The organism is Micromonospora sp. NPDC126480, from assembly GCF_040302465.1.
In the GTDB taxonomy this organism is placed as follows: Bacteria; Actinomycetota; Actinomycetes; order Mycobacteriales; family Micromonosporaceae; genus Micromonospora.
Genome location: NZ_JBEORU010000031.1, coordinates 1 through 14,152 on the forward strand (window position 1 = coordinate 1; position 14,152 = coordinate 14,152).

Consider the following 14,152-nt stretch of genomic DNA (forward strand, 5'->3'; position numbering starts at 1 on the left):
GTAAGGCCCCCAGCTAGACGACTGGGTTGATAGGCCGGAAATGTAAGCCCGGTAACGGGTTCAGTTGACCGGTACTAATAGGCCGAGGACTTGACCTACAAAGCTGCTACGCGTCCACTGTGCAACTCTAGACAAACGAACAACACCCGAGATCGTGTTGTTTGACATGTCGATAGAGTTACGGCGGTCATGGCGGAGGGGAAACGCCCGGTAACATTCCGAACCCGGAAGCTAAGCCCTCCAGCGCCGATGGTACTGCACCCGGGAGGGTGTGGGAGAGTAGGACACCGCCGGACAACCTTCCCGTTCAGGGCCACCCATGAGGGTGGCCCTGAACGCGTTTCCACCCCGAAAGCCACCCACAACACCACCTCCCGCGCAGAATGCACGCAGTTTCGGGGAAGATGCTGCCTCACCCCACACCCGAGGGGACACCTTCCCCGAAGTTGCTCACGACAGAAGGATGCGGCGACCGGCGAGAGTCAGCCGCGGGTCTGCATCTGCTCGCGCATGTCGCGCAGCAGGCCGCCCGCCTCGTCCACCGAACGGTCCGGGAACATCGCCATGACGGCGCTGCCGTGATCCGCCCAGCCGCACACCGCGAAGTCCCCGCCCTCACCGCTGGTCGTTCCGCACTTCAGCACACCACCGAACCGGCCAGCCGGGAACTCGCGCACACCGGTGACCTTCCCGGTCTCGTCGCCCATCAGCTCGAACAGGCTGTCCAGGTCACGCTCCGGCTGCCAGAGCAGGGTGGTGCCGCCGAAGATGAGCACCGAGCGGCGCTCGTTCGCCGGATCCCGGTAGACGGTGCCGAAGCTGCTGTCCAGCTCGATGTCGGCCGCGAAGCCGCTGCGCAGGTAGTCGGCGGTGCTGCGGGCCCGTTCGCTGTCGTCGCGGGTCAACCCGGCCACCCGGTCCGGGGAGGAGATCTCCGCGTCCTTCTGCTGCACGACGCGCCAGCCGGCGACGCCGAAAGCGCCGACGCCGGCGAGCCCCACGGCCGCCGCGAGCAGCCACGCCACCCGCCGGCGGCGGGACCGGGCGGCCTGCCGCCCGGGCGTCGTCTCCGGGTCCCCGCTGCCCAGCCGGATCGGCTCGTCGGTCAGGTCGACCGGGTCGGGGGCGTCGTCGACGGGGCGCTCGGTGAGGTGTGCGTCGGACATAGCCGACACCGTACGCGAAGCACAGGTGGCGCACGTCGGGTCCGCCGAAGCTCTCCGTAGACTTTCAGGGTGACCGAGAGACTGGATGCCCACCGCCCCGACGCCCCGACCCTTGCCGGCCAGTACCAGCCCGGTGAGGTAGAGCAGCGACGGTACGAGCAGTGGGTAGCCGCCGGCCACTTCCGCGCGTCGGCGCAGAGCGACAAGCCCCCGTTCACGATCGTCATCCCGCCGCCGAACGTCACCGGCTCCCTGCACATGGGCCACGCCCTGGACCACACCGTGCAGGACGCGCTGATCCGGCGTAAGCGGATGCAGGGCTACGAGGCCCTGTGGCTGCCCGGCATGGACCACGCCGGCATCGCCACCCAGAACGTCGTGGAGCGCCAGCTCGCCGGGCAGGGCCTGTCCCGGCACGACCTGGGCCGGGAGGCGTTCGTCGAGCGGGTCTGGCAGTGGAAGGCCACCTCGGGCGGCGCGATCCTCGGCCAGATGCGCCGGCTGGGCGACTCCGTCGACTGGGACCGCGAGCGCTTCACCATGGACGAGGGCCTGTCGCGCGCCGTCCAGACCATGTTCAAGAAGCTGTACGACGACGGCCTGATCTACCGGGCCGAGCGCATCATCAACTGGTGCCCGCGCTGCCTGACCGCGCTCTCCGACATCGAGGTGGAGCACAGCGACGACGACGGCGAGCTGATCTCGATCCGGTACAGCGACGAGGTGGTGGTGGCGACCACCCGCGCGGAAACGATGCTGGGCGACACCGCGGTGGCGGTGCACCCGGACGACGAGCGGTACCGGCACCTCATCGGCACCGAGGTCGAGCTGCCGCTGACCGGCCGCCGGATCCCGATCGTGGGTGACGAGCACGTCGACCCGGCGTTCGGCACCGGCATGGTGAAGGTGACACCGGCGCACGACCCGAACGACTTCGAGATCGGCCAGCGACACAGCCTGCCCTCGCTCACGATCATGGACGAGCGGGGTGTCATCACCGCGCACGGTCCGTTCCAGGGCCTGGACCGGTTCGAGGCGCGACCGGCCATCGTCGCGGCGCTTCGCGAGCAGGGCCGGATCGTGGCGGAGAAGCGGCCGTACGTGCACGCGGTGGGCCACTGCTCGCGGTGCCGCACCACGGTGGAGCCGCGGCTGTCGCTGCAGTGGTTCGTCAACACCTCGCCGCTGGCGAAGGCCGCCGGTGACGCGGTCCGCGACGGGCGGGTGAAGATCGAGCCGGCGGAACTGGCAAAGCGCTACTTCGCCTGGGTCGACAACATGCACGACTGGTGCATCTCCCGCCAGCTCTGGTGGGGGCACCGCATCCCCGTCTGGTACGGCCCGGACGGCGAGGTCGTCTGCGTCGGGCCGGACGAGGCGCCGCCGACCGGCGAGGGCTGGCGTCAGGACGAGGACGTGCTGGACACCTGGTTCTCCAGCGGACTGTGGCCGTTCTCCACCCTGGGCTGGCCCGAGCAGACCCCGGACCTGGCGAAGTTCTACCCGACGAGCGTCCTCGTCACCGGGTACGACATTCTCTTCTTCTGGGTCGCCCGGATGATGATGTTCGGCCTGTACGCGATGGACGGCCGGCAGCCCTTCGACGTGGTCGCGTTGCACGGCATGGTGCGCGACGAGCACGGCAAGAAGATGTCGAAGTCGTTCGGCAACGTCGTCGACCCGCTGGACTGGATCGACCGCTTCGGTGCCGATGCCACCCGGTTCACGCTGGCCCGGGGCGCGAACCCCGGCGGGGACGTGCCGGTCAGCGAGGAGTGGTGCCAGGGCTCCCGCAACTTCTGCAACAAGCTGTGGAACGCCACCCGGTTCGCGCTGCTGAACGGCGCGCACACCGAGGGTCCGCTGCCGACGGCGGGCGAGCTGTCGACCGTCGACCGGTGGATCCTGTCCCGGCTCGCGCACGTCACCGCCGAGGTGGACGAGCAGTTCGAGGCGTACGAGTTCGCGAAGGTGTGCGACCTGCTGTACCACTTCGCGTGGGACGACGTCTGCGACTGGTACGTGGAGCTGACCAAGCCGGTGCTGGCCGCCGGTGGTCCGGCCGCCGACGCCACCCGGCGGGTCCTCGGGCACGTGCTCGACCAGTTGCTGCGGTTGCTGCACCCGGTGATCCCGTTCGTCACCGAGGAGTTGTGGGTCGCGTTGACCGGCGGCGGGACGGTCCTGACGGCCGCCTGGCCGGTGGCGGACCGGGCGCTCGTCGACGACGCCGCCGAGGCGGAGATCGCCACCCTCCAGCGGGTCGTCACCGAGATTCGGCGGTTCCGCTCCGATCAGGGGCTGCGTCCGACGCAGCGGGTCGTCGCCCGGCTGGACGGGCTGGCCGGTGCCGGCATCGCCACGCACGAGCCGCTGATCCGCTCGCTGGTCCGCCTCGACGAGGCGGGCGCGGACTTCCAGGCCAGCGCCACCCTTACCGTGCCGGGCGAGGTGCGCGTCGCCCTGGACACCCGGGGCTCGATCGACGTGGCCGCCGAGCGGGCACGGCTGAGCAAGGACCGCGCCGCCGCCGAGAAGGAGGCCGCGCAGGCCCGGGCTAAGCTCGACAACCCGGCGTTCGTCGGCAAGGCCCCCGAGCCGGTGGTCCAGAAGATCCGCGACCGGCTCGCCACCGCCGAGGCCGACCTGGCCCGGATCGACGCCGCTCTGGAGGCACTGCCCTCGTGACCGACCGCACCGACTTCGCTGCCGTCGAGGCCGAGCTCGCCGGCCGCGGGTTCACCCGCATGGTCTTCGAACTGGACCGAATCGAGTCTCTGCTGGACCTGCTCGGCAGCCCGCAGCGGGCGTACCCGGCGATCCACCTCACCGGCACCAACGGCAAGACCTCGACGGCGCGCATGATCGACTCGCTGCTGCGGGCCTTCGGGCTGCACACCGGGCGCTACACCAGCCCGCACCTGGAGACCGTCCGGGAGCGGATCAGCCTGGACGGCGAGCCGGTCGGCGAGGAGCGGTTCGTCGCCACGTACCGGGAGGTCGCGCCGCTGGCCCGGCTCGTGGACGAGCGGTCGGCGGAGCCCCTGACGTACTTCGACATGACCACGGCGCTGGCGTTCGCGACGTTCGCCGACGCCCCGGTCGACGTCGCGGTGGTCGAGGTGGGGCTCGGCGGCGCGGAGGACTCGACGAACGTGCTGCAGGCCGGCGTCGCCGTGCTGACCCCGATCGGGCTCGACCACACCGAGTGGCTCGGCGACACGATCGAGGACATCGCGCTGCACAAGGCGGGCATCATCCACAAGGGCGCGACCGTCATCTCCGCCGCGCAGGAGGAGGCCGCCGCCCGGCCGATCCTCGAGCGGTGCGCCGAGGTCGGCGCGACGATCGCCCGGGAGGGCTCCGAGTTCGGGGTGCTGCGCCGAGCGGTCGCCGTCGGCGGGCAGGTGCTCACCCTGCAGGGGCTGGGCGGGGTGTACGAGGAGGTCTTCGTACCGCTGCACGGGGCGCACCAGGCGCAGAACGCGGCGGTGGCGCTCGCGGCGGTGGAGGCGTTCCTCGGTGCCGGCGCCCGGCGTCAGTTGGACGTCGAGACGGTCCGGGAGGGCTTCGCCACGGCCAGCTCGCCGGGGCGGCTGGAGCGGGTGCGCAGCGCGCCGACCATCCTGCTCGACGGCGCGCACAACCCGCAGGGCATGGCCGCCACGGTCACCGCGCTCCAGGAGGAGTTCGCGTTCAGCAAGCTGGTCGCCGTGCTCGGCGTCCTCGGCGACAAGGACGCGGCCAGCCTGCTGGAGCTGCTGGAGCCGGTCGTCGACCAGGTGGTGGTGACCCGCAACAGCTCGCCGCGGGCGATGCCGGCCCGGGAGCTGGCGGCGCTCGCCGCGGAGGTGTTCGGGCCGGACCGGGTCGAGGTGGCCGAGGAGATGCCGGACGCCATCGAGGCGGCGGTCGCGCTGGCCGAGGAGGACGTCCCGGGCGAGCTGGCCGGTGTCGGCGTGCTGGTGACCGGGTCGGTGGTGACCGTGGCCGACGCCCGCCGGCTGCTCAAGCGATGAGCGCCCCGCAGCAGCCGGGCGGGTCGCCCGGGCAGCGGGATCCGGCCCCGCGCCGGTCCGGCCTGCGCAACCCGGAACGGGCGGTACGCGGGCTCGGCGCCGGGGTCCTGAGCCTGGAGGCTCTCGTGCTGGTGCTTGCCATCCAGCCGATCCGGGTGGTCGGCGGAGGGCTGAGCGGCAGCGCCGTCGCCGCCGTGGTGGCGCTGGCGGTGCTCGCGGTGCTGCTGGCCGGGCTGATGCGCCGCCCGTGGGCGTGGCACGCCGGCACCGCCCTCCAGGGTGCCCTCATGCTCGCCGGCCTGCTGCACTGGTCGCTGCTGGCGCTCGGGGTCATCTTCGCGCTGGTGTGGGCGTACGCCCTGCACGTGCGCCGGGTCATCCTCGGCTGACGCGACCGGTCAGGCGTCGGCGCGCTCCCGCCACTGGGTCAGCGCGATGCCGTGCCCGTCGGGGTCGCGGAAGGCGGCCGCCCAGACCTCCAGCTTCGAGCCCCGGTTGACGACCCGCGGCGCGTACGTGAAGCGCACCCCGGACTCCCGAAGCCGCGCGTACGCCGCCTCGATGTCGTCGACCTCCAGGTTGACGTGCACCTGCCGGCTCCGGACCGGGGCCGCCTCGGTGACCTGCCGCAACACCAGCCGGGTCGGCCCCGAGGCGAGCACCGCGTTGCCGGCGCCCCGGTCGACCTCGGTGAACCCGAGGTCCCGGTAGAAGGCGAGTGACCGCGACAGATCGGTGACCAGCAGGGTGAGCCCGACGCCGGCGATCGGGGGGTCATCGCCGGCCGGCTCGCCGAAGATCGCCTCGTCGAGGTCCTCCGGCGTCACCGCTTCCCCGGCGGCGAAGGGCGGTGCGGGGTCGTCCAGGGGCAGGTCGAGCGGGTCCAGCGGGTCCGCCGGGGCCGGCACCCGGAACGTGCGGGCCGGCGGCGGCTCCGGCGGGTACGGGTCGCCGACGGAGTCGGCCGGGTACGGGTCGCCGGTGGCGTCGGCGGGCGGCGAGTACGGGACCCCGACCGGCGGTTCGAGCCGTTCGTCGGCCGGGGGACGCGGGCTCGGGGTCGCCCGGCGCGGGAGGTCACCGGTGGGCGCCTCGACCAGCTCTCCGTCCAGCACCTTCGGCCCGCCGGGAACCTGGCGCACGACGACCGTCTCCCGCTCGGTGGGCGGCGCGACCGGGTCGCCGTACGGGTCGCCGTACGGGTCGCGGAAGTCGTCCTCCGGCGCGCGGCCGGCCCACGGCGGCGCCTCCTGCTGGATGAGCACCTCCTCCACCGGCTCCGGGCCCCCGAACTCGGGGGGCAGGTCCGCGACGCCCGCCGCGGTCTCGGCGTGGGTCGGCACGTCGTCCCACAGGACCCGGACGTGCCGCTGGTCGTCGAGGGCGACCCGGATCGGCAGGGCCTGGCCGGGCGCCGGCCACTTGGCGACCGGCACCCGTGGCTCGATGATCTTCTTCGACCGCGGCGGCAGCCCCGGCGCGTCGATGACGAGCTGCAGCTCGCAGCGGCCGAACGCGTACTGGGTGGGTGGCTCGGAGACGGTGTGCACCGTGCCCTCGCCGACGACCCAGGTGCGCCCACCGGCCCGGACGGTGGCCAGCGCGATGGCCAGGACCAGGAGCGCACCGCCGAGCGCCACGATCGACCAGCTGGTCATGCCCAGGCCGAACAGGATCACGAAGGTGGCCACCGTGCCCAGCACCGCGCCGACCAGCTTGCGGACCGGCGCGATGGGTCGGCTACCGCCATTCGCCACTGTGGACCTCCCGGGGGTAAGGGCCAGGCTAGGCCGGGTCGGCCGCCGGGGGAAGGTCCGGCCGCCGCACCGGCACCGGGACCGGGTCGCTACGCTGACGTTACCCAGCCCGACCGCCTTCCGCGTACAGGAGGAAACAGCGTGTCCAGCAGCAGCCCGGACGAACGCACGCTCGTACTGATCAAGCCCGACGCGGTCCGTCGTGGGCTGGTCGGCGAGATCATCTCCCGCTTCGAGCGCAAGGGGCTGCGGATCGACGCACTGGTGCAGCGGACGATGGACGGCGACTTCGCCGACCAGCACTACGCCGAGCACGTCGACAAGCCGTTCTACCCGCCGCTGAAGGCCTTCATGACCGACGGACCGCTGGTGGCGCTCGTGCTCTCCGGCGACCAGGTCATCGACGTGGTGCGCGGCATGATCGGCGCCACCGACGGCCGCCGGGCCGTCGCCGGCACCGTCCGGGGCGACCTGTCCCTGTCGAACCGGGAGAACCTGGTGCACGCGTCCGACTCGGTCGACAGCGCCAAGCGGGAGATCGCGCTCTGGTTCCCCGAGCTGGCCTGAGGCAGACCTGACGGCGGCGGCCGGTGCGCTCCGAGCTCACCGGCCGCCGTCCGTGCCGCTCAGACCTCCAGCGGCGGCTGGGTCCGGGTGGTCACCGCGATCCGGTTCCAGACGTTGATCGTCGCGATCGCCATCACCAGGTCGGCGAGCTCCTTCTCCGACCACACCTTCGCCGCCGCGTCCCAGACGTCGTCGGGCACCCCGTGCTGACCGAGCCGGGTGACCGCGTCGGTGAGCGCCAGGGCGGTGCGCTCCCGCTCGTCGAAGAACGGCGCCTCCCGCCAGGCGGCGACCGCGAACAGCCGCCGGCTCGACTCGCCGGTGGCGAGCGCGTCCCGGCTGTGCATGTCGACGCAGAACGCGCAGCCGTTCAGGATCGACGCCCGGAGCTTCACCAGCCCCAGGACGGTGTGCTCGACGTTCGCCCGGACGTACTTCTCCAACCCCAGCACCGCGTGGTACGCCTCCGGCGCCACCTCGGCCGCGTTGATCCGCTGCATGACATCCTCCCTGTCGGTCTCGGACACCGATCCGACGGGACGGCAGCGGACGGCGTGACCGTTCGGCGCTGTGACGGCGGTCATGCCACGTTCCCGATCCGGCCACCCGGGTCGCGATCGCCGGTCATGTCGGCCCGGTAGACCGACGGGGTCAGTCCCCGATCCGGGAGGAACGATGACCGAGCTTGATCGACGTACGCTGCTGCGCGCCGGCCTGGCGGCGGGTGCCGGAGTCGCCGGGGGCGCTCTCCTCGGCGGCGCCGGCGGGTCCGCCGCCGGCGGTCCTGGCGCGCCGGCCTGGCGGCCGGCCGGGCGTCCCGTGCTGACCCACGGGGTGCAGAGTGGTGACGTGTCCGCCGAGTCGGCGGTGGTGTGGACCCGGGCCGACCGGCCGGGCCGGATGTTCGTGGAGGTGAGCCGCCGCCCGGACCTGCGCGGGGCCCGGCGGCTGCGCGGGCCGGTGCTGGACCCGACCCGCGACTTCACCGGCAAGGTCCGGCTGCGCGGGCTGCCCGCCGGGGACCGCCTGTACTACCGGGTCCGGGTCGAGAGCCTGGACCGGCCGGGCCTGCTCAGCGAGCCGCTGACCGGGTCGCTGAGCACCGCCCCGGGCCGGCGTCAGCGGCGCGACGTGCGGTTCGTGTGGAGCGGCGACATCGCCGGGCAGGGCTGGGGCATCGCGCCGGACTTCGGCGGCATGTCGATCTTCGCCGCCATGCGGGCCACCCGGCCGGACTTCTTCCTGTGCAGCGGCGACACCGTGTACGCCGACGGCCCGCTCACCGAGACGGTGACGCTGCCCGACGGGCGGATCTGGCGGAACCTGGTCACCCCGGAGAAGAGCAAGGTCGCCGAGACCCTCGCGGAGTTCCGGGGGCAGTACGCGTACAACCTGCTCGACGAGCACCTGCGCGCGTTCGCCGCCGAGGTGCCGCAGGTCAACCAGTGGGACGACCACGAGGTGACGAACAACTGGTACCCGGGCGAGGTGCTGACCGACCCCCGGTACACGGAGAAGCGGGTCGACGTGCTCGCCGCCCGCGCCCGGCAGGCGTTCGACGAGTGGCTGCCCACTCCGGTCCGGGGTCCGCTGTACCGGCGGCTGCCGTACGGGCCGCTGCTCGACGTCTTCGTGCTCGACATGCGCACGTATAAGGACCCCAACGACGGCAACACCTACGCCGACCCGGGCCGGGGCCTGCTCGGCCGCGAGCAGCGGGACTGGTTGATCCGTGAGCTGACCCGGTCCCGGGCGACCTGGAAGGTGATCGCCGCCGACCTGCCCCTCGGCCTGGTGGTGCCGGACGGGGCCGCCCAGGAGGGCGTCGCGCAGGGCGATCCGGGCGCCCCGGCCGGGCGGGAGATCGAGTTCGCCGAGGTGCTCACCGCGGCACACCGGGCGGGCGTGACCGGGATCGTGTTCCTCACCGCCGACGTGCACTACACCGCCGCGCACCACTACGACCCGGCCCGGGCGGCGGTCGCGGACTTCACCCCGTTCTGGGAGTTCGTCTCCGGCCCGGCGCACGCCGGCGCGTTCGGCCCGAACCGGCTGGACGGCACGTTCGGCCCGGAGGCGGTCTTCGTCAACGCTCCGCCCCGCGCCAACACGTCCCCGGCGGAGGGCTTCCAGCACTTCGGGGAGGTGACGATCGACGCCGACACCGGCGCCTTCACGGTCCACCTCCGCGACCGCGCCGGCCGATCCCTCTGGACCACCACCCTTCCCGCACCCGGCCGCTGACCCGTCCCACCCGCGGTCGATCATGGGGTTGTGGTGGGTGATGCGGCCCGGTACGCACCTTTTGCGGGCACCACAACTCCATGATCGGCGCGGGGAGTGCGGGGGCGGTTACTCGGCGGCGGGCGGCCGGGCGGGCGAGTAGGCTGGAGCGCACAGGCGACGACCCGGCCATCACCGGCGAGCCTCCGGAAGAAAGGGCGTCCGCGCCCGAGTAGAACCGGACGGGTCCGGCCCGTCACCGCCGGCCAACGAGCGGGCGGCCGATCACGGCCGCCAAGCGGGGTGGTACCGCGGGCCATGCCCCGGGCACGCCTGACGGCGTCCGGGACCCGGCTCGTCCTCGCAGACCACACGACAAGTGAGCTGCTGAGGAGAGCGACCCCCGATGGCCTATCCGTTGCACGACCCGGCCGCGACCGGCGTCCCCGCCGGCCCGGACCTGCCCGAGGTCGAGCGCCGGGTCCTGGGGCACTGGGCGGCCGACAAGACCTTCGAGGCCTCGATGGCGGCCCGCCCGGCCGGCGAGCAGGGAGAGAACGAGTACGTCTTCTACGACGGCCCGCCGTTCGCCAACGGGCTGCCGCACTACGGCCACCTCTTCACCGGCTACGTCAAGGACGTGGTGCCGCGCTACCAGACCATGCGCGGCCGCCGGGTGGAGCGGCGCTTCGGCTGGGACTGCCACGGGCTGCCCGCCGAGGTGGTCGCCGAGAAGCAGCTCGGCATCACCACCAAGGCGGAGATCCTCGACCTGGGCGTGGCCCGGTTCAACGAGGCGTGCCGCACCTCGGTGCTGGAGTTCACGCAGGACTGGGAGCGGTACGTCACCCGCCAGGCCCGTTGGGTCGACTTCGCCGACGACTACAAGACGCTCGACCTGGACTACATGGAGAGCGTCCTGTGGGCCTTCAAGACTCTGCACGACAAGGGTCTGGTCTACGAGGGCTTCCGGGTGCTCGCGTACTGCTGGCGCTGCGAGACGCCGCTGTCGAACACCGAGACCCGGATGGACGACGTCTACCGGGACCGGCACGACCCGACGCTGACCGTGTGGTTCGAGCTGACCCCGGACGACGCCGCTCCGGACCCGGTGCGCGGCGCGGCCCGGCTGGGCGTCTGGACCACCACGCCGTGGACGCTGCCGTCCAACCTCGCCCTCGCCGTCGGCCCGGACATCGAGTACGCGGTGCTGGAGCGCGACGGGCAGCGGTACGTCGTCGGCGCCGAGCGGCTCGGCGCGTACGCCAAGGAGCTGGACGGCTACCAGCAGGTCGGCACCGTGTACGGCCGGGACCTGGTCGGGCGCCGCTACAACCCGCTGTACGACTTCCTGGTCGAGCACGCGGGTGCGAACGCGTACCAGGTGCTCGGGGCGGAGTTCGTCACCACCGAGGACGGCACCGGGATCGTCCACCTGGCGCCCGCGTTCGGTGAGGACGACCAGAACGCCTGCACCGCGGCCGGCATCCCGACCGTCGTCACCGTGGACGACCACACCCGGTTCACCTCCCTCGTCCCGCCGTACCAGGGGGAGCAGGTCTTCGACGTCAACAAGCCGGTCATCCGGGAGCTGAAGGAGCGGGGGGTGGTGCTCAAGCAGGACACCTACACCCACCCGTACCCGCACTGCTGGCGCTGCGACACCCCGCTGGTCTACAAGGCGGTGTCGTCCTGGTTCGTCGCGGTGACCCGGTTCAAGGACCGGATGGTCGAGCTGAACCAGCAGATCAACTGGACGCCGGGCCACATCAAGGACGGCTCGTTCGGCAAGTGGCTGGCCAACGCGCGGGACTGGTCGATCAGCCGGAACCGGTTCTGGGGCGCGCCGATCCCGGTGTGGAAGTCCGACGACCCGGCCTACCCACGGGTGGACGTGTACGGCTCGCTCGCGGAGATCGAGCGGGACTTCGGCGTACGCCTGACCGACCTGCACCGGCCGGCGGTGGACGAGCTGGTCCGCCCCAACCCGGACGACCCGACCGGGCGCTCGACGATGCGCCGGGTGCCGGAGGTGCTGGACTGCTGGTTCGAGTCCGGCTCGATGCCGTTCGCCCAGGTGCACTACCCGTTCGAGAACGCCGACTGGTTCGAGCACCACTACCCGGGTGACTTCATCGTCGAGTACATCGGGCAGACCCGCGGCTGGTTCTACACCATGCACGTGCTGGCCACCGCGCTGTTCGACCGGCCGGCGTTCCGCAACTGCCTGAGCCACGGCATCCTGCTCGGCTCGGACGGCCGCAAGATGTCCAAGAGCCTGCGCAACTACCCGGACGTGTACCACGTCTTCGACACGTACGGCTCGGACGCGATGCGCTGGATGCTGATGTCCGCGCCGGTGCTGCGCGGCGGCGACATGTCGGTGACCGAGACCCTCATCCGGGACGCGGTGCGGCAGGTGCTGCTGCCGCTGTGGAACGTCTGGTACTTCTTCTCGCTCTACGCCAACGCCGACGGGTACACCGCGCGGCGGCGCACCGACTCGACGCACCTGCTCGACCGGTACGTGCTGGCGAAGACGAACGAGCTGGTGTCGACGGTGCAGGCGCAGATGGAGGCGTACGACATCTCCGGCGCCTGCGCCACCGTGCGGTCCTACCTGGACGCGCTCACCAACTGGTACGTGCGCCGGTCACGGGACCGGTTCTGGTCCGGCGACGCCGCCGCGTTCGACACCCTGTGGACGGTGCTGGAGACGTTCTGCCGGGTGGTGGCGCCACTGGCGCCGCTGACCGCGGAGGAGATCTGGCGTGGCCTGACCGGCGAGCGGTCGGTGCACCTGACCGACTGGCCGGACGCCGCCGACTTCCCGGTCGACCACGAGCTGGTGTCCGCCATGGACGACGTGCGGGCGGTCGCCTCGGCGGCGCTGTCGCTGCGCAAGGCCAAGGGCCTGCGGGTGCGGCTGCCGCTGTCGGCGCTGACCGTGGCCTCGCCGGCCGCCGACGCCCTGCGCCCCTTCGCGGACCTGGTCGCCGACGAGGTCAACGTCAAACGGGTGGTGTTCACCGACGAGGTGGACAACTACTGCCGGCAGGTGCTGACGGTGGTGCCCCGGGCGCTCGGCCCGCGGGTCGGCAAGGCCGTCCAGCAGGTGATCAAGGCGGTCAAGGCGGGGGAGTGGGAGCTGGTCGACGGCGCCCCGGTCGCCGCCGGGGTCACCCTGGCCGAGGGCGAGTACGAGCTGCGCCTGGTCGCCGCCGACGCAGAGCACTCGGTGCCGCTGCCCGGCGGCGAGGGCGTCGTCGTCCTGGACACAGAGGTGACCCCGGAGCTGGCCGCCGAAGGGCTGGCCCGGGACGTGGTGCGGGTGGTGCAGCAGGCCCGCCGGGACGCCGACCTGGACGTCTCGGACCGGATCGTGGTCGCGCTCGCCGCCTCCGAGGAGGTGCGGGCGGCGGTGTCCGCGTACACCGACTTCGTGGCCCGGGAGGTGCTGGCCGACTCGGTGGACTTCGCCGACGGGCTGGCGGGCTTCACCGGCGAGGTCGGCGAGGGCGAGCAGGTGACGGTGACCGTCCGCCGGGTATGAGGGGTGAGGAAGGGGCCCTTGTTAACGCCTGAGGTGGTAGAAGGGCCCCTTCCTAACCCCGGTGGCGACGGGCGGCGGACCGCCCGCCACCTCCGTCGTCGGGGCGGGCGGACGTCCGCTACGGTGACACCGCCCGTACCGCACTCGACCTGCCGGAGTGACCAGTGCCGCTGCTCTACACCATCGGCAAGTTGACCGTGGCGCCCGCGCTGCGGTTGGCCTTCCGTCCGACCGTGGAGGGGCTGGAGCACGTCCCGGAGACCGGCGGAGCGATCTTCGCCGGCAACCACCTCTCGGTCGCCGACGAGCTGTTCCTCGGCACGGTCGTCCCGCGGCACCTGGCGTTCTGGGCCAAGTCGGAGTACTTCAAGGGCACCGGTCTCAGGGGTCGGTTCTCCAAGTTCGTGCTGACCGGCCTGGGCGCGATCCCGGTCGAGCGGGCCGGGGGACGGGCCGCGCTGTCCGCGTTCGACGCCGCCATCCCCGCGCTCAAGGGCGGTGAGCTGGTCGTCGTCTACCCGGAGGGGACCCGGTCCCCGGACGGGCGGCTCTACCGCGGGCGCACCGGCGCCGTCCGGCTGGCGCTGGCCGCGGGTGTGCCGGTCATCCCGGTGGGCATGATCGGCACCGAGAAGGTCCAGCCGATCGGCACCCGGGTGCCCCGCCCGTTCACCGGCAAGATCACCGTGCGGTTCGGCAAGCCGCTGGACTTCACCGGGCGGCCCGACGACCGGACCTCGCTGCGCGCCATGACCGACGAGGTGATGAGCGAGATCCAGAAGCTGACCGGCCAGGAGTACGTCCCCCGGTACGCGCCGCCGCGCGCCCACCCGCCGGTCGCCGGCGAGCCCGGGGCGGTCTGATCCC

Annotated in this window: 10 protein-coding genes and 2 rRNA genes; 9 read left to right on the forward strand and 3 right to left on the reverse strand. The window is 72.4% G+C overall.

The genetic code is table 11. The features are described 5' to 3' along the window. A 23S ribosomal RNA gene (locus ABTW87_RS24360) occupies positions 1-98 on the forward strand; the annotation flags it as partial. 81 nt (positions 99-179) lie between these two features. Beyond that, positions 180-296: ribosomal RNA gene (rrf, locus tag ABTW87_RS24365) — 5S ribosomal RNA — on the forward strand. A 186-nt stretch (positions 297-482) separates the two neighbouring features. Here rrf and ABTW87_RS24370 read toward each other — a convergent pair. Next, complete coding sequence (locus ABTW87_RS24370) at positions 483-1,166, reverse strand: hypothetical protein (RefSeq protein ID WP_350653279.1); 684 nt, start codon at positions 1,164-1,166, stop codon at positions 483-485. Between the two features lie 69 nt (positions 1,167-1,235). On the opposite strand from ABTW87_RS24370, the gene ABTW87_RS24375 reads away from it, so the two are divergent. Genes ABTW87_RS24375 through ABTW87_RS24385 form a run of 3 tightly spaced genes read left to right on the forward strand, consistent with a single transcriptional unit; the run spans position 1,236 to position 5,574 of the window. Further along, the gene (locus ABTW87_RS24375; RefSeq protein WP_350653280.1) at positions 1,236-3,854 is read left to right on the forward strand and encodes a valine--tRNA ligase; all 2,619 of its coding nucleotides are present in this window, start codon (positions 1,236-1,238) and stop codon (positions 3,852-3,854) included. Continuing rightward, positions 3,851-5,185 (forward strand): bifunctional folylpolyglutamate synthase/dihydrofolate synthase, encoded by a 1,335-nt coding sequence (locus tag ABTW87_RS24380; RefSeq protein ID WP_350653281.1) that lies wholly within the window; start codon positions 3,851-3,853, stop codon positions 5,183-5,185. Before ABTW87_RS24375 ends, ABTW87_RS24380 begins: the two co-directional genes overlap by 4 nt. Further along, a complete protein-coding gene (locus tag ABTW87_RS24385) occupies positions 5,182-5,574 on the forward strand; it encodes a DUF4233 domain-containing protein (protein ID WP_350653282.1) in 393 nt (130 codons plus the stop codon). The genes ABTW87_RS24380 and ABTW87_RS24385 overlap by 4 nt, the downstream gene beginning before the upstream one ends. Positions 5,575-5,583: 9 nt before the next feature. Here the strand turns inward: ABTW87_RS24385 and ABTW87_RS24390 are convergent, their stop codons facing one another. After that, on the reverse strand, positions 5,584-6,942 hold the full coding sequence (locus ABTW87_RS24390) for a VOC family protein (protein WP_350653283.1): 1,359 nt from the start codon (positions 6,940-6,942) through the stop codon (positions 5,584-5,586). 141 nt (positions 6,943-7,083) lie between these two features. Here ABTW87_RS24390 and ndk point away from each other — a divergent pair, with 141 nt between their 5' ends. Beyond that, on the forward strand, positions 7,084-7,509 hold the full coding sequence (gene ndk / locus ABTW87_RS24395) for a nucleoside-diphosphate kinase (protein WP_350653284.1): 426 nt from the start codon (positions 7,084-7,086) through the stop codon (positions 7,507-7,509). 59 nt (positions 7,510-7,568) lie between these two features. Here the strand turns inward: ndk and ABTW87_RS24400 are convergent, their stop codons facing one another. Continuing rightward, entirely contained in the window at positions 7,569-8,009 is a 441-nt protein-coding gene (locus ABTW87_RS24400) for a carboxymuconolactone decarboxylase family protein (RefSeq protein ID WP_350653285.1), read from the reverse strand. A gap of 175 nt (positions 8,010-8,184) precedes the next feature. Here ABTW87_RS24400 and ABTW87_RS24405 point away from each other — a divergent pair, with 175 nt between their 5' ends. The 3 genes from ABTW87_RS24405 to ABTW87_RS24415 all read left to right on the forward strand — a co-directional run bounded on the left by ABTW87_RS24405 (position 8,185) and on the right by ABTW87_RS24415 (position 14,148). Next, positions 8,185-9,753: an alkaline phosphatase D family protein gene (locus ABTW87_RS24405; protein ID WP_350653286.1), complete on the forward strand. Its 1,569-nt coding sequence runs from the start codon at positions 8,185-8,187 to the stop codon at positions 9,751-9,753. 385 nt (positions 9,754-10,138) lie between these two features. After that, on the forward strand, positions 10,139-13,285 hold the full coding sequence (ileS, locus tag ABTW87_RS24410; RefSeq protein WP_350653287.1) for an isoleucine--tRNA ligase: 3,147 nt from the start codon (positions 10,139-10,141) through the stop codon (positions 13,283-13,285). Between the two features lie 164 nt (positions 13,286-13,449). Then, entirely contained in the window at positions 13,450-14,148 is a 699-nt protein-coding gene (locus ABTW87_RS24415) for a lysophospholipid acyltransferase family protein (protein ID WP_350653288.1), read from the forward strand. Positions 14,149-14,152: the final 4 nt, after the last annotated feature.

What these genes read in the sequence shown, in the direction of transcription:
- ABTW87_RS24370 (WP_350653279.1), bottom strand. Translation starts at nt 1,166, where the DNA reads ATGTCCGACGCACACCTCACCGAGCGCCCCGTCGACGACGCCCCCGAC.
- ABTW87_RS24400 (WP_350653285.1), bottom strand. Translation starts at nt 8,009, where the DNA reads ATGCAGCGGATCAACGCGGCCGAGGTGGCGCCGGAGGCGTACCACGCG.
- ileS (WP_350653287.1), top strand. Translation starts at nt 10,139, where the DNA reads ATGGCCTATCCGTTGCACGACCCGGCCGCGACCGGCGTCCCCGCCGGC.
- ABTW87_RS24385 (WP_350653282.1), top strand. Translation starts at nt 5,182, where the DNA reads ATGAGCGCCCCGCAGCAGCCGGGCGGGTCGCCCGGGCAGCGGGATCCG.
- ABTW87_RS24405 (WP_350653286.1), top strand. Translation starts at nt 8,185, where the DNA reads ATGACCGAGCTTGATCGACGTACGCTGCTGCGCGCCGGCCTGGCGGCG.